This window comes from Roseibium sp. (assembly GCF_025698965.1).
GTDB lineage: Bacteria > Pseudomonadota > Alphaproteobacteria > Rhizobiales > Stappiaceae > Roseibium.
Window position 1 is genome coordinate 1 of the sequence record NZ_JAILWL010000046.1, and the last position, 20,991, is coordinate 20,991.

Annotated in this window: 22 protein-coding genes; 10 read left to right on the plus strand and 12 right to left on the minus strand. The window is 54.5% G+C overall.

The features are described from left to right. On the plus strand, positions 1–490 hold a 490-nt coding region (locus tag K5905_RS05860; protein WP_297581295.1), incomplete at its 5' end, for an amidohydrolase family protein. A gap of 45 nt (positions 491–535) precedes the next feature. Here K5905_RS05860 and K5905_RS05865 read toward each other — a convergent pair. The 5 genes from K5905_RS05865 to phnC all read right to left on the minus strand — a co-directional run bounded on the left by K5905_RS05865 (position 536) and on the right by phnC (position 4,990). After that, a complete protein-coding gene (locus K5905_RS05865; protein ID WP_297581297.1) occupies positions 536–985 on the minus strand; it encodes a hypothetical protein in 450 nt (149 codons plus the stop codon). A 343-nt stretch (positions 986–1,328) separates the two neighbouring features. Further along, a complete protein-coding gene (gene phnE / locus K5905_RS05870; protein ID WP_297581299.1) occupies positions 1,329–2,189 on the minus strand; it encodes a phosphonate ABC transporter, permease protein PhnE in 861 nt (286 codons plus the stop codon). Positions 2,190–2,191: 2 nt separating this feature from the next. Continuing rightward, the gene (gene phnE, locus K5905_RS05875) at positions 2,192–3,106 is read right to left on the minus strand and encodes a phosphonate ABC transporter, permease protein PhnE (protein ID WP_297581301.1); all 915 of its coding nucleotides are present in this window, start codon (positions 3,104–3,106) and stop codon (positions 2,192–2,194) included. 60 nt (positions 3,107–3,166) lie between these two features. Beyond that, the gene (gene phnD / locus K5905_RS05880) at positions 3,167–4,078 is read right to left on the minus strand and encodes a phosphonate ABC transporter substrate-binding protein (protein WP_297581304.1); all 912 of its coding nucleotides are present in this window, start codon (positions 4,076–4,078) and stop codon (positions 3,167–3,169) included. 90 nt (positions 4,079–4,168) lie between these two features. Beyond that, positions 4,169–4,990, minus strand: a complete 822-nt coding sequence (gene phnC / locus K5905_RS05885) for a phosphonate ABC transporter ATP-binding protein (protein WP_297581306.1) — start codon at positions 4,988–4,990, stop codon at positions 4,169–4,171. 299 nt (positions 4,991–5,289) lie between these two features. Here phnC and K5905_RS05890 point away from each other — a divergent pair, with 299 nt between their 5' ends. The 4 genes from K5905_RS05890 to K5905_RS05905 are packed head-to-tail and all read left to right on the plus strand — an operon-like array spanning position 5,290 to position 8,474. Then, complete coding sequence (locus K5905_RS05890; protein WP_297581308.1) at positions 5,290–6,162, plus strand: PhnD/SsuA/transferrin family substrate-binding protein; 873 nt, start codon at positions 5,290–5,292, stop codon at positions 6,160–6,162. A 14-nt stretch (positions 6,163–6,176) separates the two neighbouring features. Then, positions 6,177–6,977, plus strand: a complete 801-nt coding sequence (locus K5905_RS05895; protein WP_297581310.1) for a phosphonate ABC transporter ATP-binding protein — start codon at positions 6,177–6,179, stop codon at positions 6,975–6,977. Beyond that, a complete protein-coding gene (phnE, locus tag K5905_RS05900; RefSeq protein ID WP_297581312.1) occupies positions 6,970–7,803 on the plus strand; it encodes a phosphonate ABC transporter, permease protein PhnE in 834 nt (277 codons plus the stop codon). Before K5905_RS05895 ends, phnE (K5905_RS05900) begins: the two co-directional genes overlap by 8 nt. Further along, the gene (locus tag K5905_RS05905) at positions 7,800–8,474 is read left to right on the plus strand and encodes a class I SAM-dependent methyltransferase (RefSeq protein ID WP_297581314.1); all 675 of its coding nucleotides are present in this window, start codon (positions 7,800–7,802) and stop codon (positions 8,472–8,474) included. Before phnE (K5905_RS05900) ends, K5905_RS05905 begins: the two co-directional genes overlap by 4 nt. 54 nt (positions 8,475–8,528) lie before the next feature. Here the strand turns inward: K5905_RS05905 and K5905_RS05910 are convergent, their stop codons facing one another. Then, positions 8,529–10,625, minus strand: a complete 2,097-nt coding sequence (locus K5905_RS05910; RefSeq protein ID WP_297581315.1) for an EAL domain-containing protein — start codon at positions 10,623–10,625, stop codon at positions 8,529–8,531. Between the two features lie 650 nt (positions 10,626–11,275). Here K5905_RS05910 and K5905_RS05915 point away from each other — a divergent pair. After that, positions 11,276–12,700 (plus strand): TrkH family potassium uptake protein, encoded by a 1,425-nt coding sequence (locus K5905_RS05915; RefSeq protein ID WP_297581333.1) that lies wholly within the window; start codon positions 11,276–11,278, stop codon positions 12,698–12,700. A 39-nt stretch (positions 12,701–12,739) separates the two neighbouring features. Further along, on the plus strand, positions 12,740–13,447 hold the full coding sequence (gene sfsA, locus K5905_RS05920; protein ID WP_297581317.1) for a DNA/RNA nuclease SfsA: 708 nt from the start codon (positions 12,740–12,742) through the stop codon (positions 13,445–13,447). 23 nt (positions 13,448–13,470) lie between these two features. Here the strand turns inward: sfsA and K5905_RS05925 are convergent, their stop codons facing one another. From K5905_RS05925 to K5905_RS05945, 5 genes are all read right to left on the minus strand, one after another. Then, positions 13,471–14,142: a L,D-transpeptidase gene (locus K5905_RS05925; RefSeq protein WP_297581319.1), complete on the minus strand. Its 672-nt coding sequence runs from the start codon at positions 14,140–14,142 to the stop codon at positions 13,471–13,473. 240 nt (positions 14,143–14,382) lie between these two features. Beyond that, positions 14,383–14,892, minus strand: a complete 510-nt coding sequence (gene gpt / locus K5905_RS05930; protein WP_297581320.1) for a xanthine phosphoribosyltransferase — start codon at positions 14,890–14,892, stop codon at positions 14,383–14,385. 15 nt (positions 14,893–14,907) lie between these two features. Then, entirely contained in the window at positions 14,908–15,651 is a 744-nt protein-coding gene (locus K5905_RS05935; protein ID WP_297581321.1) for a competence/damage-inducible protein A, read from the minus strand. A gap of 73 nt (positions 15,652–15,724) precedes the next feature. Then, complete coding sequence (locus K5905_RS05940; protein WP_297581322.1) at positions 15,725–16,927, minus strand: FAD-dependent monooxygenase; 1,203 nt, start codon at positions 16,925–16,927, stop codon at positions 15,725–15,727. A 14-nt stretch (positions 16,928–16,941) separates the two neighbouring features. Then, a complete protein-coding gene (locus K5905_RS05945) occupies positions 16,942–17,187 on the minus strand; it encodes a zinc-finger domain-containing protein (protein ID WP_297581323.1) in 246 nt (81 codons plus the stop codon). Between the two features lie 261 nt (positions 17,188–17,448). On the opposite strand from K5905_RS05945, the gene K5905_RS05950 reads away from it, so the two are divergent. Together K5905_RS05950 and K5905_RS05955 are read left to right on the plus strand one after the other, a co-directional pair. After that, entirely contained in the window at positions 17,449–18,204 is a 756-nt protein-coding gene (locus K5905_RS05950) for an alpha/beta hydrolase (RefSeq protein ID WP_297581325.1), read from the plus strand. Between the two features lie 14 nt (positions 18,205–18,218). Next, the gene (locus K5905_RS05955) at positions 18,219–19,157 is read left to right on the plus strand and encodes an alpha/beta fold hydrolase (RefSeq protein ID WP_367186913.1); all 939 of its coding nucleotides are present in this window, start codon (positions 18,219–18,221) and stop codon (positions 19,155–19,157) included. A gap of 111 nt (positions 19,158–19,268) precedes the next feature. Here K5905_RS05955 and K5905_RS05960 read toward each other — a convergent pair whose 3' ends face one another. After that, positions 19,269–20,075, minus strand: coding sequence for an enoyl-CoA hydratase-related protein (locus K5905_RS05960; RefSeq protein ID WP_297581327.1), 807 nt, complete (start codon positions 20,073–20,075; stop codon positions 19,269–19,271). A 188-nt stretch (positions 20,076–20,263) separates the two neighbouring features. Between K5905_RS05960 and epsC the strand changes: the two genes are divergently transcribed. After that, positions 20,264–20,991: serine O-acetyltransferase EpsC (epsC, locus tag K5905_RS05965; protein ID WP_297581330.1), on the plus strand; the 728-nt coding region annotated here is incomplete at its 3' end.

A 20,991-nucleotide genomic window follows, 5' to 3' on the forward strand; every position in this document is an offset into this window, starting at 1 on the left:
CGCCCTGGCACATGAGCATGGGCTCCCCTTGCTCAGTCACGACGACACCGAATTGCACCATGTAGATGAAGCGCTGGCGGAAGGTGTGACCGTTTCCGAGTTCCCCTGCACGCTCGAAGCTGCGCGCAAGGCGAAACAGCACGACATGCATGTGGTCGGCGGCGCACCGAATGTGTTGCGTGGCGGGTCACAATCGGGAAATGTTGCCGTCAGTGATCTGATGGCGGAAGGCCTGGTCGACATTCTGGCGTCGGACTACGTGCCAAGGTCCATGCTCGACAGCGCGTTCATGATTGCGGCTGATGAGAACTTCGGCGAAGACCTGCCTGCAGCGATCCGAATGGTGACCAAAGCCCCGGCAGGGGTTGCAGGATTGGCGGATCGCGGTGAGATAGCTCAGGGAAAACGCGCCGATCTTCTTCACGTTGGTGTTCATGACGGACATCCATTCGTTAAACACGCCTGGTTGGCAGGACGCAGGGTTCTTTGATGGTTCGTGGAATGGAAGTCGGATCGCATTTGTGACGACCTGGTTTCAACCGGTCTGGCAATCCTTGGTCTTCAATAAATTTAGCCGGGGCTTGTGACGCGCGCTATAAAGATATCTTGCCCATATGGCGAATATTGGAGTGAGCCAGCCCGCATCGATCTCGATTTTGTCGATCAGGCGACTGCCGGTTTCAGTCTCCAGGATCTGAAGCTTATGAAGCCAATGCTTCACACCAGCCCCTTTTTCGTTGGAGGTTAACACCCGTTCCCGATCGTTACATTCCAAAATTTCTATATAATATTCCTGCTTGGGAAATTTATCGAAGAGGGATATCCGCACGTCCAGTTTTTGTCCGGCGTGGGCTCGACCGTTTGGAAGACCTTCAAAGGACACAATTCCCTTCATAACTTTTCCAAGGGCATCATAATCCACTGCCAGTGCCCAAAGACGATCAGCCGATACGGGATAATCGTTCACAACAGTAATGGTCTTCATCGTTGATTTCCGGTGCCGAAAAGATGATTCCGAACGTCAATTTGTCTCTCAAATCCTGCGCTTCCAACATTGGTATATCTAATTAGAATTTCAAGCATATTTGTGGTTCGGCGGGGCGACAGGTTTCGACTGGTTCTCTATGATGCAACCGTGGAAACGCATCGGCTTATTTGTTTCAGGAAGCTGTGACGACCGCTTGGTTTGTCAGGATTTTCCACCGCGTGAACACTGTGTTCCGAAACTACCCGTGACCGCTCGCTTGATGGAACGTCAATGGATCCTGGATATTCAATTTGCTTCGTTCAGGATGACAGACATCTTTCTGTTTATTGTCCCGGAATCCTCACCCCCTGCTGCGTTCGTCCTTGCCGATGATGCGTTTACGCAGGAATCCGGAAAATCCGTCGATCAGGTAAACCGTCAGGATGATCAGGAAAATGATTGTCCAGGCCTCCGGCCAGCGATAGGCGCTGATGCGGTCCGCAAGAAGAAAGCCGATGCCACCGGCACCAACGATTCCCAAAATGGTTCCCGAACGGGTGTTGGATTCAAAATTATAGAGAATGATTGACAGGATCACAGGTAGCGCTTGCGGCAGGATCGCAAAGCGGATGGTCTGGAGGTTACCGGCCCCGGATGCCTTGAGCCCGTCGACTGGTTTGTTCGACGTGTTTTCGATGGCTTCTGAGAACAGCTTCGAGAATGTGCCGATTTCGGAAACCGCGATTGCAAGAATGCCGGCGAGCGGACCGAGGCCGAATGCACGGATGAATATCAGGGCGAGGATGATCTGCTCCACCGCCCGGAGTGCATCGAAACCGCGTCTGGCGCTCAACCGCAGCCAGGAGAGCGGCATGATGTTCTTAGCCCCGAGAAAGGCGAGAGGGAACGCAATGATCGCGCCCAGAAACGTTCCCATGAACGCCATGGCGACGGTTTCGCCAAGCCCTTTCAGGACTTCTCTCCATTCCTGCCAGGTGTCCCAGATGTAAGGGGGGAACATGAATGACAATACACCACCGAAGCGAGTCAGTCCTTCCAGAATGCGGCCGGGTGAGAACCCGAAAGACCAAAGGCACCAACCGGTAAGAAGTGCAAAGACACACCACCCGGCAATACGGATCAATTTGATTTTCGTTGGTGTCTGGAACGCTGCCGGGACCAGTTTTCTCGCGGCGTCGATCTCGGATGAAGCGTCGGACATCGTCATACTCCCTTGCCAGTCAGCCCGATGATTCGGTGACGAACCTTTTCGCTGATTGTGTCAATCGCGATCACAGTGACAAATATGATCAGAAACAATGCGGAAAGGTCGGGGTATTCCTGCAGTGACATGGCAACGCGAATTTCCTGACCAAGTCCGCCGGCACCGACAAAACCGATGATCGAGGACGCCCGTACGTTGATCTCGAAGCGCAGCAACGTGTAGCTGATGATGTTCGGGACGACCTGCGGAACGATGCCGTAGCGTACCTGATCGAACCAGGAACCGCCGGAGGCCTTGATGCCTTCCACTGTACGCATGTCTGCGTTCTCGTTGGCTTCTGAATAGAGCTTGCCGAGTGCACCGGTCGCGTGAAGACCGATTGCAAGCACGCCCGCAAGTGGTCCGACACCGAAGCAAAAGACGAATATCAGCGCCCACACCAGCTCGGGAACGGTACGGATGATTTCCAGATAGCGGCGCGTCAGGTTCAGGACGAGAGCATTCGGTGCAAGATTGCGCGAGGCGGGAAAACTCAAAAGGAAAGCTCCGACAACACCCAGGAGTGTTGCCAGGTAAGCGATCAGAATGGTCTCGATCAAAAGCTCGAGCCAGACTTTCCAGCGCCAGAACCAGTTTGCGATGTCAGCACCAAGTGTATCCCAATGCAAAACAGGAAGCGTTTTATAGAGATACTCGCCAAGGCGCGGCAGACCTGCCCAGATCTTCCACATCGAGACCCGGTCACCATTGGAAAGTGTGACATCAGTCATGTCGAAGAAACCGCCGATCCAGGCGGCAACAACAAGGCAAACCGCAAAGAAGGTGGTTGAGATCAGGTTGGTGCGTAGCGCTGATTTTCTTGCGGCTGCGTACTCGACCTCGAACTGTGCGATTGCAGGTGAAAGTGCTGTCATGACGGTTCTTGTCCTGAGGAAAAAGAGAGGCACAGGGCTGCACCTCTCTTCAGAGGGCGATTAACCGCCGCGACGCTGTTTCTTCAGCCAGTCGCGCATGTCGACGATCCACTGGTAGCGGTCGTGATCGACTTCGATCCAGCCTTCTTGCGTGGAGTCTTCACCACCGGTCATTTCGATGAAAGCCAGAGTGTCGTTTTCCGGAATTTCCATGATTGCCTGGCGCATGTCGGCGATCATGTCTTCCGGCAGGTTCGCGCGCGCAGCCAGCGGACCTGAAGTGATTTCCGGAGATTTCCAGATGGTGCAGATCGCGCCGTCTTCGATCATGCCCTTGGTGACCATGCGCTGCGGAATGCCGTTGGTCTCGTTGGTGATGTAGGTGGCGGCGGCGTCATATTGCTTGTTGTAGACACCAAGCACACCAGTTTCATGGGCACCCGAGAAGGGGATCGCGCCGAAATATGATTTCGGATCGTAACCTTCTTTGGCCAGGTTGAAGTATGGCACGGCGTAGCCGGAAGTGGAGTCCGGGTCAGCAAATGCCAGCGTCTTGCCTTTCAGATCGTCCAGTGTCTTCAAACCGCTGTCACAGCGCACCGCAATAACGGAGAAGTAGCCCGTGGAGCCGTCTTTCTGGAGGCGGGAGACGAGCGGTACCACCCCAGCTTCGGTTTCAGTGTATGCAGCTGCGTAGGATGAGGAGCCGAAGAAGGCGAACTCGATCTGGTCAGCTGCGATTGCCTGGATCACACCGTCATAGGATCCGGCGGTGAAGATCTCGACCTCTACACCCAGCTGGTTCTCGAGATATTTTTCGAACGGGGTGTAGCGGGCAATCCGGTCTTTTTCGTTTTCACCGGACAGGATGCCGAATTTGATGGTCTTGTACTGGTCTTTCCAGCCTTCCGACAGGGCCGGGGAGGCTGCCAGTACGGCAGCGGATACTGCTGCTGCGAAAATGGCCTTCATCTTAGTGCTCCAATGTTGCCGGAGATCCGGCAGGGTCACGCGGCCTCGGCCGCTGAAAAAACGCGAGTGCAGCAAGCTGCTCTCGCGGGGTTACGCGCCGACAGCCTGTTTGGGCAGTTGGAGCGAAGCTGTTGTCAGGGAGGTGGAAGTCACCGCTTCGTTGAAATCGCCGGCCAGATAGTCCGTGCCGTAGATTTCTCGGACTTTCTCATTGGTAAGTGCTTCCGGTGCACCGTCAAACTGGACCCGGCCGGCCCTCATTGCGATGATCCGGTCACAATAGTTCCGCGCGGTGTCGAGCGTGTGCAAGTTCACAAGGACAGTCAGTCCATCCATCCGGTTGATTTCGCGCAACGCATCCATAACGCGCGTTGCGTTGGCCGGGTCCAGTGAGGCGATTGGCTCGTCGGCGAGCATGATGCGGGGATTTTGGACCAAAGCCTTGGCAATCGCGACGCGCTGCTGTTGACCGCCGGACAGTGTTCCTGCGCGCTGCAGTGCTTGAGGCACAAGATCCAGCCTGTCGAGCGCCTGGATCGCGCGGGTTCTGTCTTCGTCAGTGAAAGACCGCATCATCGAGCGGGTAAAGCCGGTATGTGCAATCCTGCCAACCATAACGTTGGTCAGCACATCCATACGCTCCACAAGGTTGAATTGCTGGAAGATCATGGCGCAGGACGCCCGCCAGAGGCGCAAGTCGCGGCCCTTTAGTGCGGTGACATCCTTACCTTCATTGATGATGGTGCCGTGACTTGGATCCGTGAGCCGATTGACCATGCGTAAAAAGGTGGACTTGCCCGCACCGGACCGGCCAATGACGCCGACCATCTGACCTTTCGGGATAGCAAGAGAAACACTATCGACCGCAGCCAGATCTCCAAAAACTTTTGATAATTGCTCAATGACCAGCATTTGATCCTCCGAAAAACGGAGTGCCAACTAGCAAATATCGGAGCAGACTAGATGTCTATACGATTATACTTTTATGAAGTTTTACGACGGCGTTCTTTGTTTTGTTTGCCGTGTAAATGATAAGCCTAGGAGTTTTTGAGTAAAAATTGCATACAGGTGCGGAAAATTACATTTATCAAAAGTTCCGTGTTAGTAAAATTCGTCAAAAGTACATATTAACTTCATATTTGACAGCACTCTCCTCGCTAGGGTCTCGCTGCTTCGCCGGCTTGTTCTCGGCACTTTGAGGAGACTCCACCATGCGTTTATTGAAATCCGCCGCTGTAGCGGTTGCTGTGCTTGCTGCTTCATTTTCACATTCGTTTGCCGACAATTTCAAACTGGCGGTTACGGACGTTGAGGGGCTAGAACGCCTGCAGGTCGAATGGGGTCCTTTCAAGGAAGCACTTGAAAACGCCACTGAGCATACGTTTGAGTTCTTCCCGGTCACAAGTCGCACTGCGGCTGCGGAAGCTCTACGCGCCAAGCGTGTCGATTTCGTTGTCACTGGTCCCGCGGAATACATTGTCATCAACAAACTGACAGAAGCGACGCCGCTGATCGGGCTGGGGCGTCCAGACTATTACTGCGCGATTGTCGTGCGTGCCGACAGTGGTCTCACCCGTCCGGCGGATCTCAAGGGCAAGAAGGTTGCCTTTGGTGACATCGGGTCCACATCCAACATGCTGTGCCCGATGCAGCTGATGGCCGACTATGACGTTGACCCGGTCACCGACATCGAGAAGCTGCATACGTCCCGCAATATCGCACACGAAGCCCTGAAAAAGGGTGATATCGATGGCATGGGAACCAATCACAATTCCTGGATCAATGTCCGGAATAAAGATGAAAGTGTTCCGAACGGCTTCTTCCGGGTGATAGCCCGCTCCGGTGATCTGCCGAACGACATGTTGATGGTGGCCTCCCATGTCGATCCGGCTACCGCCGATGGTGTGCGTACGTCAATCCTCGACAACAAGGACGCGATCGTATCCGCGATCCTGCAACACGAGGAAAACGACAAGTATTCCGGTATGGATCTGGTTGCGATTGAAGACGGTGCCTATGACCTTGTCCGGTCGATGTATTCCACTGCGGGCTTTCCGCAATACGACAATTTCATTGGTGAATGATGGGGCAGGCCCAGATGCATATCACCGGCGCTCAGGTGCCGGTGACCCCGCCGACCGCACAGACAGCAGACAAGCGGTGTGATCTTTCGGTAAAGGGATTGCGCAAGACCTTCGGCAAAGACCAGACCGTTTTGCAAGGGATCACATTTTCGGTCCGAAGCAGGGAGGCGGTGGCGCTGATCGGCTCCAACGGTGCTGGCAAGTCTACTGCGCTCAGATGTGCATTGCGGTTGATTGAGCCAGGAGCAGGATCGATTGAACTGTTCGAACAGGATGTCTCTGACGCACGCCTTCAAACTCTTCGCAAGCTGCGTGCAGACGTAGGTTTTGTGTTTCAGAAACATAATCTTGTTCCTCGCGTTTCGGCCCTGACCAACGTGATTCAGGGCAATTTGGGCCGGTCGGGCGGGTTTCGTGGATGGACGCAGTTCCTTGCCCCCTCAGCACTTCGGAATCGGGCCATGGATTGCCTGCATCGGGTCGGGCTGGCTGATCATGCGATGAAACGGGCTGATCAGTTGTCAGGTGGGCAGTCGCAAAGGGTTGCCATTGCCAGGGCGCTGATGCAGCAGCCAAGGATGGTCGTTGCCGACGAACCTGTTGCGAGCCTCGACCCTGTTGCAGGGCATGAGGTGATGGAACTTTTTCACCAGTTGGCGCGTGAGGAAGGCATCACGCTTTTGTTCACCTCGCACAATGTCGAGCAAGCGTTGTCCTATTCGGACCGTGTATTGGCACTCAAACAAGGTGAGATCGTGCTGGATGCTTCAAGCAATACGCTCGTCCCAAGTGATTTGAGCAAGCACTATGGCTGATGCAACCGATACCCGGAAAGGTGGCTTGCCCGAACGGTTGGAGCGGCCCGGCGCCCTTCAGTTTACCGCTTATGTGGCTCTGGCGGCCTTTGTAATCTGGTCCTTTCACGGGGCCGGCTGGTCGTTCTCAGCGCTTTTGTCAGGTGGGCCGGCCATGGCGGATTTCCTGTCGCGCGCCTGGCCACCTTCCCTGGAGAGGTTGCCTCAGCTCAGCACCGCGCTGTTTGAAACCTTCCAGATGGCTCTTGTGGGAACGATCTTAGGCATCCTCGTCAGTTTTCCTCTCGCAATCCTGGCCGCAAAAGGGCTCACCAAGCAGACCTTTGTGGCGCGAGTTTTCTATTCGGCTTCGCGGTTGCTGATCGCCTTGTTCCGAACGGTCCCTGACCTTGTGTGGGCTCTGGTTTTCGTAATCACGGTTGGCCTCGGACCCTTTGCGGGAACGCTCGCAATCGCGGTGGATACAGTCGGGTTCTGCGGTCGGTTTTTTGCTGAATCGATGGAAGACGTCGAAAAGGGACCCAGCGAGGCCCTGACAGCAGCCGGAGCAAACAAGGTCGATACCATTTTCTGCGCCGTGGTTCCCGCGGCCATGCCTTCATTCATTACAACTTCCTTGTTCGCGCTGGAAAAAGCCACCCGTTCCTCTGTGGTCCTCGGGTTGGTCGGCGCTGGCGGAATCGGCATCGAGCTGAAGGTTGCAATGGATTTTTTTGACTACCAGCTTGCGATGACCATCATCCTGATGATCTTTGCTCTGGTGCTTTGCGTTGAACGTCTGGGCAACCTTGCCCGCAACAGGATACTGGAGGGATCCCCCCGATGAGCGATGCACATATGATGAACAGAACCGATACGGCTCACCTTGCCTGGAACCACCGCTGGCAATCGGAAGAGGGGCGGGCAGATTGGTTGCAGCCGCACGAAGATGTTTCGGCTTTGATCGAGAAGCTGCAACAGAAGGGACCTGTGAAGGCGCTAGACCTTGGATGCGGGGTCGGGCGGCATGCTCTTGCCTTTGCCCGGGCAGGCTTTGAAACCCATGCCATGGACCTGTCCGAAGCGGGACTTTCTGAACTTCGGAAAAGTGCTGCAGCGGACGGACTGAGTGTCGGAACACATCTCGCTCCGATGACCGAGCTTCCCTTCGAAGACAACAGTTTCGACTATGTCCTGTCGTTCAATGTGATCTATCACGGCGACCCGGCGATCGTACGCAAGGCAGTTTCGGAAATCGGACGCGTGTTGAAGTCCGGTGCGATCTATCAAGGCACAATGCTGTCAAAGCGAAATTCCAACTTCGGTATTGGTGAGGAAATTGCTCCTGATACCTGGGTGCGAGACGGAGATGACGACAAGGATCATCCTCATTTTTACTGCAGTGCTGCGGAACTGGTTGATCTTTTCGAAGGTTTTGATCTTTGTTCGCTCCATGACAGGGAACACCGGAAACCGGGCTCCTGGCATTGGCATATGACAGCAGAACGGAAAAGGTAGGTGTTCTTGTGGGAACGGCCGTAGAGCTTTCCGTGTTGAAGGACTGGGCTGCCTTCAGGCGCGTCGCTGTTCCCAGGCGATGGTTTTGGATGAGGCGAGTTTTCTTATTTCCTCAAGCCGGTTGCGAAGTTGACTGGCCGGAACCGCGGGAGAACAGAAAAAACCCTGGACACTGTCGCAGCCATAGATGGCTGCCAACGCAAATTCTCCCTCCGTTTCGGCGCCTTCTGCAATGATCCTGAGACCCAGACTGCGCCCGAGGCCAACAATAGCCTGAAACAGGTGTGCCTTTTGCTCGGCCTGATCTGCTTCGCTGATGAAGGCGCGATCGATCTTCAGCTCTTGGAAAGGCAATCGATGGAGGTAGATGAGAGACGAGTATCCTGAACCGAAATCGTCCAACGACAGTTGAACGCCGATTTTCTGCAGTTTCAACAGGATGTCGTGTACGCATTGTTCGCTGGTATCAACAAAGACGTTTTCAGTAACTTCCAAGCATAATCTGTCTGCGGGCAGATTATGCTTTTCAAGGGTTTCCTTCACTCTGTCGGCAAAACTCGGTTGCCGGAACTGAAGCGGCGAGACATTTACCGACACATGGCCGAAGTCAAATCCCTGTTCCGTCCATTTCGCAGCCTGTTTGCAAGCTTCTTCAAGAACATATTGCCCAAGTTCAAGAATGAGACCCGTCTTCTCAGCTATGGGAATGAAATCGGAGGGGGGAATGAATCCGCGATTTTTGTTGGGCCAGCGAACAAGAGCTTCAAGACCGGTCAGCGAACAGGTTTTGGGACAGATTTGCGGTTGATAGTGCAGGGTGAGCTGCCGTGTTTTCAAAGCCGCCCGCAACAGGGTTTCCATCAGCATGTCAGTCTGCACTCGCTCGTTGAGCGGTGCGCTGAAGAATTCATATCGAAGACCGTCGCCTTCTTTGGCTGCTCTTAGTGCAAGTCCTGCGACCCGATGCGCTGTCTCAACATCCTGAGCATCCTGCGGCAGTAGGGCGATTCCGATCCGCGGCTCAACCCGAATTTCCGTTTCATTGATGTTGAACGGAGCGGTCAGAAGTTCGATTGCCCGGTTGGCACAGGTTTCCGCAATCGAGCCTTCAATGTCGTGCGGTAGCAAAATGCAGAAATCATCCGACGAAATACGGGCGATCTGGGCACTGGGACCAAAGGCATTGGCGATCCGGACATAGGCCTGAAGAAGGACGCGGTTGCCGATCTGGTGACCAAAAGTGTCGTTTATCTTGGAAAACCCGTTGAAATCCAGATGTATGAGCGATGCGCCGAAAGTTCCGGACTTCGAGCGTTTCAATGCGTCACTGAGATCGGCAAAATAGCGCGCCCGGTTTCCAGCCGTCGTTACCTGATCGATGTAAGCAAGTTTGTGCAGTTTATCCTGAAGATCGGTAACCCGCTCAAGACCATGGGCCAGGTCACCGATTTCATCCTGGCGTCCGGTATAGGGCACCTGATCCGGTTGGTTTCCGTTGGCGAGTTCTTCCGCGGTTTTGGCGAGCTGACGCAGAGGTCTGAATTCGCGGCGCAGGAAAAGCCCACCGATCAAAACGACCAGCGCAATAATGAGGATAGCGGCTGAGACTATTCGGGTTTGAAGCCTGCTCTTGGCAAGAGCCAGATCGTCCATATCGCCCACATCGACCTCAACAACTCCGGCAATCTGGTTGTTTTCCAACAGAACAGGGATGAGATAGGCCAATCGGGTGCGACCCTGCACAGGCACATTGCCGATGAATGGTCTGCCTTCGACGAGATTGGCAAATGCCGGATGATTCCGGTCGATGGATGGCTCGAAATGGAGGCTTCCTTCGGTGTCGTCGAAGGTCGTCGCGAGCCGATCGAAGACGTTAGTGGTAGAAGACCACTTGTAAAGACTTGCTGCACCGTCGTTCGAATTGCCAATGGCGGTAATCAACTGATCCAGTTGCGAATTGGATTTCAGATAGGTTGGCACCGAAAGGCGAAGTGATGATGGATTTCCATCGCTATCGGAGGTCGATTGAAAAAGGTCACTCGTTCCATGTTCAAGAATTGCCGCTGCTGCCCTGGCGGCGCGATCAATTCGAGTAACAGTACTGTCTTCGGTTTCTCTGGACAGTTCTAGATAACTGAGACTTGATACCAAGCTGATGCTGCACAGCACCATAATGAGCAGGATGAAGCTGATCCGGAATACAAGTGAATGTAGACCAAGCTTTGCGATTGCACCAAATCCTTGTTAAATTCATCCGTAGGATGATTTTTTGTTGTTAGCACGTAAAAGTAATGGTCAATCACTACGAAATTCTGAATACTTGTTTATAAATTGAATAAATTATTTGATTTACTGATCTGCCGTCGAAAATGCTCGATGATTCAAAAATCGCACCAATTATCGGAGCAAGCGGTGAAATTGACGCGAAGTCTTGCAGTGCGCGGCAAGCGGTTTATTCGGTTTGCGAAGAATGCAGGTTGCAACAATGCGGCAGCAGCGGCTTTGGTTTTTCTTGATCGATCGTCATTTTCCTGTTCTGAAACAGGGCAGTCTGGAGAGGCGGTTTCCCGACCAGGAATGTGTTGATTGTGCTGTCAGTCCATTTTTTGCGAGCTTGTCAGCGATCAAAGTCCGGTCTTCGGATCCAATCTTTGCGTTAACATTGGGGGTACGTCTGCGGAAACCATTGGAAAGTGAGCAGAAAAGCGCTAGGACCATGAACCTGGGTCCAGAAGGGGCATACCAACTATCGCTTTAACGGTTTTCGGGACGAGTTCCGCTTGATTTCTCTCAGACCAGTTTTGAACGTCCTCGGCTTTTTGTATGTCGGTCTTGCGACCGCCATGCTTATTCCGGCGATTGTCGACGTCGCGCAGAAAAATGCGGACTGGCAAGCGTTCGTGTTTTCCGCACTCCTGACAGGCATGATCGGGATGCTTCTGTCACTTGCGGTTGGCGGTGCGCTGCGTGAGGGACTGGACACCCGACAGACCTTCATCCTGACCACTCTGGCCTGGGCGACGCTGCCCGCATTTGGCGCGTTGCCTTTTTTGTGGCTGGGTGTCGGTTATGCGGATGCCGTCTTCGAAGCAGTATCCGGCTTCACGACGACCGGATCAACGGTGCTGACCGGCATCGACGGGTTGCCTCCGGGGCTGCTTGTCTGGAGATCCATGCTTCAGTGGATGGGCGGGGTCGGTATCATCGTTATGGCAATCGTCCTGCTGCCGTTTCTGCGCATTGGCGGTATGCAGCTGTTTCAAAGCGAAAATTCGGACCGGTCAGAGAAAATCGTCAGCCGATCGGTTGAATTGATCCGGTTATTGGGACTGGCCTATCTTTTCCTGACCGTGCTGTGCATTGCCGCTTACCTGGCAACCGGCATGGAGTTGTTCGATGCCTTCAATCATGCGCTGACGACAATCGCCACCGGTGGATATTCGACCCACGACCAGTCTTTCGGCTATTTTACCAATCCGGCGTCCGGCTGGGTCGCTATCGTTTTCATGGTAATCGGCGCACTTCCATTCGTGCTCATTATCCAGGCGCTCAGGGGGCGTCCGCTGCAGCTCTGGCGCGATCCACAGGTCAGGGCGCTCCTCGGATTCCTTGCAGTGGTCTCATTGACGATGACCGTCTATCTCGGGATCAACATGCATTTCCCGTTTGACGAGGCGTTGCTGAAGGCAACGTTCAACGTTGTTTCGATCGTAACGGGCACTGGTTATGCACTCGGCGACTTCTCGCAATGGGGGGCGCCCGTCGTCGGCATAACCTTCTTGCTGATGTTTGTCGGTGGTTGCACGGGATCGACAACGGGCGGCATCAAGATTTTCCGGTTTCTGGTGTTTTTCGGCACGGTGCGGGCACATTTGCGGCGGATGGTTCGGCCACACAGGATTGTGTCGGAAGAATATGCCGGGACGCGCCTGACACCTGAACTGTCGTTTTCGGTTCTGGCGTTTCTTGTCGTGTACATGGGGTCCGTTGGGATCATCACCGTGGCCTTGTCGTTCTTCGACCTGGATCTGGTGACGGCGATCTCAGCTGCGGCAACTTCTGTCGGCAATGTTGGTCCGGGACTTGGACCAGTCATCGGCCCTGCCGGTCATTTCGCGCCTCTGCCTGACGGTGCTAAGTGGCTGTTGTCTTTCGCCATGCTGGTTGGCCGTCTTGAACTCTTTACGGTTCTTGTACTTCTCGATCCCGATTTCTGGTCCAAGTAACCTTCTGCAAAACCAAATCGTCCTCTCGAGGTGCCCGATATGAAGTTTTCAGCTCCGCTCGTCAGCGGTCGTCTCGTCAAGCGCTACAAGCGCTTTCTGGCCGATGTGGTCCTGGATGAAGACGGTCGTGAAATCACTGCACATTGTGCCAATCCGGGTTCGATGCTGGGCCTGAAAGAGCCCGGTGCGCGTGTCTGGCTGTCCCGGTCCGATAACCCCAAGCGCAAACTGAAGTATTCCTGGGAAGTGATTGAGGCTGACGGGGCGCTGGTCGGGATCAATACCGCGCATCCCAACAAGCTTGTTGAGGAAGCACTGGAGGCCGGGCGCATCAAGGAACTTGCCGAATATGAAACTCTCCGTCGGGAAGTGAAGTACGGCAAGAACTCCAGGATCGATATCCTATTAGAAGGCGAGGGGGGCAATAAAACCTACGTTGAGGTGAAGAATGTTCATCTGATGCGCCAACCCGGACTTGCCGAGTTTCCCGATAGTGTGACGGTCAGAGGCGCCAAGCACCTGGTGGAGCTGGGGGATATGGTTGCCGAAGGGCACAGGGCAGCCATGGTGTTTCTCGTGCAAAGACCGGATTGCGGTCGTCTCAACCTGGCTTCGGATATCGACCCCAACTACGCTGCTGCTTTCAAAGCAGCACACGAAGCCGGAGTGGAAACCTTTGCAATAGGTTGTGACGTGCGCCTCGACGGCATCGATGCAATCAAGCCCGTTGAGATCGTTATCGATTGAAAAGCCGGACGGGGGATACCCGGTTATGCCTGTAGGACGACGATAGGCGTTCCGTCCGGGACCCTGTTGTATAGATCAATAACGTCCTGTTGCAGCAGGCGTACACAGCCTGAAGAGACCGCCTGACCGATAGACCAGGTTTCCGAAGTCCCGTGCAACCTGTAAAGCGTGTCGCGACCGCCTTCGAAGATGTACAGCGCACGGGCTCCGAGAGGGTTCTCCAGGCCTGGCGCCATGCCATTGCGAAATTCTTCAAGCTCCGGCTCCCGTTTGATCATGTCTGCGGGCGGCGTCCAGGTGGGCCAGGGGCGTTTATAGGCAATGCGAGCCTTGCCGCCCCAGTCGAATCCGGCGCGGCCTATGCCAACGCCGTAGCGCATGGCCTTGCCGTTTTCCATTGTCAGATAGAGAAACCGGTTGGGGGTATCGACAACAATGGTTCCGGCTGGCTCCGGGGAAGAATAGTTGACAAGCTGCCGGTAGTAGATCGGATCGATTTTGGTCAGATCGACCGCTGGAATTGGAAAGCGCTCCTCGGGCATTGCCCGATACATCTGCAAATACTCCGGTGCGATGTAGGCTCCGGACGCCGTCTGCGCTCCGGCCGGAGGCAATTGCCCGGTTCGGGTGCCGGAGGTGCAGCCGGCGGCCAGCGCTGCAGCTGCGGAGGCGAGGAACAAACGTCGGTTCAGCATTCCCATTCCTGATAAGACCTTGCTTTTCGTATTTGCGTTCTGTGACACATGAACGGCCGGTCAAACCCCGGGTCACACTCTCAGTAAATATGCGCGAGAAGCGGGTTTTTGCTGAGGGTATGAGCTGAGGTCGACCGGCCTCGCGTAGCCTTATGAGGAACTTTCCGGCGGAAACGTGGCGCAGTCTTCACCAAGCGGTGAACGCGCCTTTTGTTTCACTGATTGTGTTGCAAATTTGCTTTAGCCCGCTGTGTCTTTCGACAAGGGGGGTTGGAACTGCCAGCCCATATCCCAGGGGAAATAGATCCAGGTGTCCTGAGAAACCTCGGTGATGAATGTGTCGACCATCGGGACACCGACGGGCTTGGCATAGACCGTGGCGTAATGTGCCTTTGGCAACATTTCACGGACAACTTTCAGGGTTTTACCGGTGTCGACAAGATCGTCTATGACCAGAACGCCGCTGCCTTCGCCGTCTTCAAGGTCAACGACCTTCGGGTCAACCGGCTTGATGACTTCCAGCTTACCCTGATTGTCATAATCGTGATAGGAAGCGATACATACGGTCTCGATTGTTCTGATCCCGAGTTCGCGAGCTACAATGCCTGCCGGTACAAGACCACCGCGGGTTATGCAGACGATAGCCTTCCATTCACCTTCACTCGACAGTCGCCAGGCAAGGGCGCGGGAATCTCGGTGAAACATGTCCCACGAAACCGGGAATGCTTTGTCTTGTGCTGGGTTTTCCATCTCTTGTCCTTCAGATTATCCCGTGATCTCGGCAACAGCCTGTGCGACGTCGTGCGCGGCTGCCTGCAGCAAGGCTGCGTCCCGTGAACGGATAACGATCTGTGTTGTAAACTTTCCTTCGGAAGCCTGCGGATAAGATCCGATCAGGGTTTGCGGGTGCGCGTCCTGAATTGCGGCAAGGCGTTCAGCGATCCGGCTTTCAGGCATGTCAGCAGCAACGGTTTCCGACAGCATTTTTTTACCCGTTGCGAGCGATGGCGCAATTGCGTCCATCATGGCCTGCATGATCGAGGGTACGCCTGCCATGATATGGACATTGCCGATTCTAAAGCCCGGCGCCTTGGAGACCTTGTTGTGAACCAGTTCCGCGCCTTCAGGAATTCTTGCCATGCGCTGACGAGCCGGAGTGAACTGACCAGGTGCGTAGTGCTTTTCCAAAATTGCGACGGCACGCGGATCCAGAATGAGCGGAACTCCGAATGCTTCCGCTATGCTTTCGGCTGTGATGTCGTCATGGGTTGGACCGATCCCGCCGGACGTGAACACATAATCGTATTTCGCGCGAAGTTCATTCACGGCAAATACGATTTCCTCCTTCTCATCGGGAACAATCCTTGCTTCCTTCAAGTCGATACCCAGCGAGGTGAGGTAGTCTGCGACAAAACCGATGTTCTTGTCCTTCGTTCGTCCGGACAAGATTTCATCGCCAATGACCAGGAATGCAGCGGTTACAATGTCATCTGCCTTCTGACCGGTCATTTCCATACTCCCTGACACTTGGATGGGGATTGGCTTTATCTCAGCTTCTTGTCGAGCTCAAGCGAAAGCCTGATCATTGTTCGGGAGACCAACCATATATATCGTCGAAGCGGGCCGCCAGTTTCTCGGGATTGGACAATCGCAGCACCGTGTCGCGGGCAAATGCAGGAACGCCTGAAAAATGAAATATCTGAGCATTGCGCTGTGCAACGCCTTGAATGCGCGCAGCTCTCGGCTTTCTCAGGCGTTCATATTCTCTCAATGCTGCGGGAATGTTCTCGACAGTCAAAGGGAGGCAGTTTGCAAGCACCGCTGCATCCTCAATGGCCATCGCCGCGCCCTGGGCCATATAGGGCAACATTGCGTGGGCGGCATCACCGATCAGAGCCATGTGACCGTGGGACCAGGGGCCTGAGGCATTTACGCTGCACAGTGCCCATTTTAACCAGGTTTCTGGGGCGGCAATCAGATTGCGAATATCGGTTGGCCATTCCTTGAAAACGTGCAGAACGGTTTCCCTGTCTGCCTTGGTGGACCAAGTCTGGTCCTGCCAGTCCTCTTCAACCAATGCAACAATATTCAATTCACGACCGCCGCGAACCGGGTAGTGAACCAAATGCGAGTTCTTTTGCAGCCAGAGACCCGAATCGAGGGCCCATTTGTGTGAAACCTGATCCATGGGCACCGTAGCCCGGTAGGCGACCTGTCCGCTGAACTGAGCGTTTTCGTGACTTGGGACTATTTGCCTGGTTTTCGACCAGACACCGTCGGCGCCGATCAAGGCCTTGCAGTTCGTACTGCCGGTTTGTTCTGAGTTTTGAAACGCGCAGGCCAGGCCGTCATATGGGCTTGCGGCAATATTTTGAACTTCCGTGGACAACTGAACGGTTATGCCAGGGGATTCCGTCGCCCTTTCGAGTAGCACCCGTTGGAGATCCGCGCGGTGGATCACCCAGAACGGATGGCCGTGACGGTTCTTGATAAAGGATCCGAGCGAGACCTGTGCGAGTTGCTGACCGGACGCACCGGACCAGATCCTGAGACGTTCTGGAGCGTAGGCGTGCGGCTCTAGTGCTTCCAGCACGTCGAGATCATTTAGGACGGAACAGGCATTTGGCGAGAGTTGAAGTCCGGCACCGACTTCCGACAGCTCCTGCGCCTTGTCCATCAAAATAATCTCGTGGCCCTGTCGTTGCAGCGCCAGAGCGGCGGTCAGTCCGCCGATGCCGGCGCCAGCAATAACAATTGGCTGAGAGGCTTCACCTGTCGGGCTCATATTCGGCCTGTGCCTTATGCCGCAGCAGGTGTCCAGTTGCAGTCGGAAGGAGACGACTCGTTGGGCTGCAGGGTAGAGTCAAATTTATAGAGCGTTGAGCAATAGGGGCAGACAACCTCGTTTTCGACACCCATGTCCAGAAAGATATGTGGGTGATCAAAAGGTGGGTTTGCACCGATGCACATGAATTCGCGTGCGCCTATGGCAACTGAATCATGTCCGCTGGAATTTTGAAAATGCGGGACAACCTGATCCGCCATTGTCACGTTCCTCCAGGTTTCAGGGAGACCAACAACTTGGTGAAACAGTTAAGTACCCAAGTCAGCCCCGAAGTTAAGTTTCGGCGACCATATCCACTTGTTTAAAAAAAGGGTAGAGGCATCGCAATGCGATCCACCGCCGCAGGTGCGGTTTTCTGCATTTTCGAAAACGGGTGTTCAATTGGGCTTTGCCAATAGCAGCCAATGCTCTTAATGTAAGGATCAAATCAGTTTTCCGTTTACGTAAGGGTTAGTTCATTCATGCAGCAATTTGAGTTCGACGGGGTTCGGATCGCCTATCTGGACGAGGGAGAGGGAGACCCGATTCTGTTGATCCACGGGTTTGCGTCCAACAAACAGGTGAATTGGCAATATCCTGGTTGGGTCGACCTTCTGGTGAAGGATGGCCGCCGTGTCATCGCGGTCGACAACAGAGGACATGGCGACAGCCAGAAATTCTATGACCCTGCCGCCTATGGTGCGCCGATCATGGCGGAAGATACCAGACGTTTGCTGGATCATCTCAAGATCGAGAATGTGGATGTCATGGGTTATTCCATGGGCGCCCGGATCTCGGCATTCCTGACCCTCAACCATCCCAAACGTGTGCGCAGGGCAATTTTCAGCGGTCTGGGTTACGGCATGGTCGGTGGTGTCGGCGATCCTGAGCCGATCGCTTCAGCGCTTGAAGCTGATCGTATCCAGGACATTTCCGACCGAACGGGTCGTGCTTTCAGGGCGTTTGCCGAGCAGACCGGATCCGACCGGCGTGCCCTTGCCGCCTGCATGCGCTCTTCCAGACAGAAAATCAGTGAGGAAGATGTTTCCCGGATCGAGCGTCCGGTCCTGGTCGCGGTCGGTACCAAGGATGATATCGCCGGTTCTCCCCGAAAACTGGCCGAATTGATACCTCACGCCGAGGTACTCGATATCCCGGGACGCGACCACATGGTTGCAGTTGGAGACAAGGTCCACAAGCAGGGGGTTCTGGCGTTTTTGAACAACGTCGAAGCTTGAAACCGAGCGGACCGATGGCGCGCCGGGAGGACGCGCCGGAAGAGTTGGGGCAGGATCAGGGAGGATTTATGGGCCCGAAACGTGTCGAATTCCAGGGGGCGGAAAAAAACAGCCTCATTGCAGACCGCTATGGCACCGGTGATCAACCGGTAATCATGCTTCACGGCGGCGGCCAAACGCGCCACTCTTGGGACGCGGCTGCCAAACGGATCGCAAATCTCGGTCATCCGGTTTATTCGCTCGACCAGCGCGGGCATGGTGAAAGCGGCTGGGTTGAAAGCGGAAATTACAGTTTTCCCGACTTTGCCAAGGACCTTGTTGCCGTCACCCGGCAGGTGCAGGTGCTGCATCGTGCCAGGCCTGTGGTTGTCGGAGCGTCCCTTGGCGGTTTTGCAGGCATGCTTGCGGAAGGCCAGGAAAACCCTGGCGGCCTGTCGGCCCTCGTCCTTGTCGACATAACGCCCCGGATAGATATGGATGGCGTTAGCAAGATCCTGGGTTTCATGGGAGACAGGGTGGAGGAAGGCTTCGGCACCGTGGAAGAAGCAGCCGAGGCGATTGCCCGATATCTACCCAACAGAGCCAGACCCAAAGACCTGTCAGGGTTATCCAAAAACCTCCGACTGCACGAGGACGGCCGGTACCGCTGGCATTGGGATCCGGCATTCCTGCGCGTCAAGCAAAGGCAGGATCCGAGACTGGCAGCTGAAGTGCAGGACAACATGCTGAAAGCCACCGGAAATCTGACCTTGCCGGTGCTGCTTATCCGGGGACAGAATTCCGAACTGGTTTCGATGGACCATGTGAAGGAATTTCAAACCCAGGTTCCCCATGCAAAATTCACGGATATCCGTGATGCCGGTCATATGGTCGCCGGTGACAAAAATGATGTGTTCGCGTCAGCTGTTGAAGAATTTCTGATGCAGCTTCGAGCCGAAGCTGAACCTGTTTGAAGAGAGAAGGTTACGAGTTTTCGAAATTTGATGGAAATTTCCAATTCCAGTTTCCATCGGGTTTGCGATCTGAAGTCGCAATTCAGATCACAACCAGCCTGAGACCAACGCTCAGCATCCTTTGAAAACGGGCGGGCGCTTTTCAAGAAAGGCCCGACAGCCTTCGCGGTAGTCTTCGCTGTCGATACAGGTCTGCGCGTTTTCCAGCGCTGTGTTCATTTCAGTGTGGTTGGCCTGATCGGAAAGCTGATTTATTGCCTGCTTTGCCGCCCTAAGAGACAGTGGCGCATTTGCACAAATCGTTTTGCAAAGTTCTTCGATCCGCTGGTCAAGTTGACCCTCTTCGACAATTTCGTTGATCAAACCGATGTTAAGTGCCTTGTCCGTGAAGATCCGTTCGCCCGTGAAAAGGAGTTGCTTGGCATCGGCCGGCGGTACAGCCGATAGCAGATCTCCAAGAGCTTCAGGTGGATAGGCAAGCCCGAGCTTTGCGGCCGGTATGCCGAAAAATGCCGAGCGGGCTGCAATCCGGATATCGCAGGCGAGGGCTATGCCGAGGCCGCCGCCCAAACAGGGGCCCTCGATTGCCGCCACTACGGGAACAGGTAGAGACTTAATTGCCTTGAATGCAGCGACATTGATGTCGTCATAGTGTTTCGCTGCATCCGGACTGGATCGAACCGCCTCAAACTCGTATATGTCCGCCCCAGCGCAGAAGTTATTGCCTCCTGCACCTTTCACAACACAAATGCGGACCGAAGGCTCGCATCGAACTTGCTCCAGGATTTCAGGAATACGCTGCCAGGCAGCCAATGGAAGCGCGTTTTTTCGCTCCGGTGCGTTCAAAGTGAGCTGTGCAACCTGGCCGTTGATATTCAAAAGCGGATTGGTTGAGTTTGAACTCTCTTTAATGGTCATTGGTATAAACACTCCACATCGGCCGACTTTTAAGCTAACAAGCCGGAGAAATTCCTGTCCCCTGACCATCTGGAATTCTGATTCATGTAAGGGGTTCATATCTGATATCAGGAAGTTTGATTTTGGAATATCAGACGACAGTCCTATTTTAAGGGCTCGAACGTGACGGCTTGAAAAGGAGACAGGCCATGTCGGCACCGATCACAAAGGCTGGCTTAAAACAAGTTCCGACCCATGATCCGGTCTGGCAAAAATTGCGGGAAGAAGCGCAGGCGATGGTCGCGGCCGAGCCGGCTTTGTCTTCTTTTGTCTACGAGACGGTTCTCAATCATGACAGTCTGGAAGAAGCGGTTCTGCACCGGCTAGGTGATCGTCTGGGCAGGGATATTGTTTCCGCATCGCTGATCAGGCAGACCTATCTTGAAGCACTGGCAGATGAGCCGGAACTAGCGAAGATCTTCCGCGTTGATATCGTTGCTGTTTATGACCGCGACCCGGCATGCTTTCGTTACCTGGAGCCTGTTCTCTATTTCAAGGGATTTCACGGCCTTCAAACTCACCGCCTTGCCAACTGGTTGTGGCGCAAGGGACGCAGGGACTTTGCTCTTTACCTGCAAAGCCGGGCATCGGAAGTCTTCCAGATTGACGTTCACCCTGCCGTTCCGGTTGGACGTGGCATCTTTATCGACCATGGCACCGGTATCGTTGTTGGTGGCACGGCGGTGATCGAAGACGATGTCTCGATTCTTCAGGGAGTTACGCTCGGGGGAACCGGCAAGGAAGACGGTGACCGTCATCCGAAAATCCGTCACGGTGTCCTGATCGGAGCCGGTGCGAAAATTCTCGGCAATCTGGAGATCGGGCATTGCTCGCGAATTGCCGCAGGTTCGGTGGTGCTTGCCGACGTGCCTGAAAA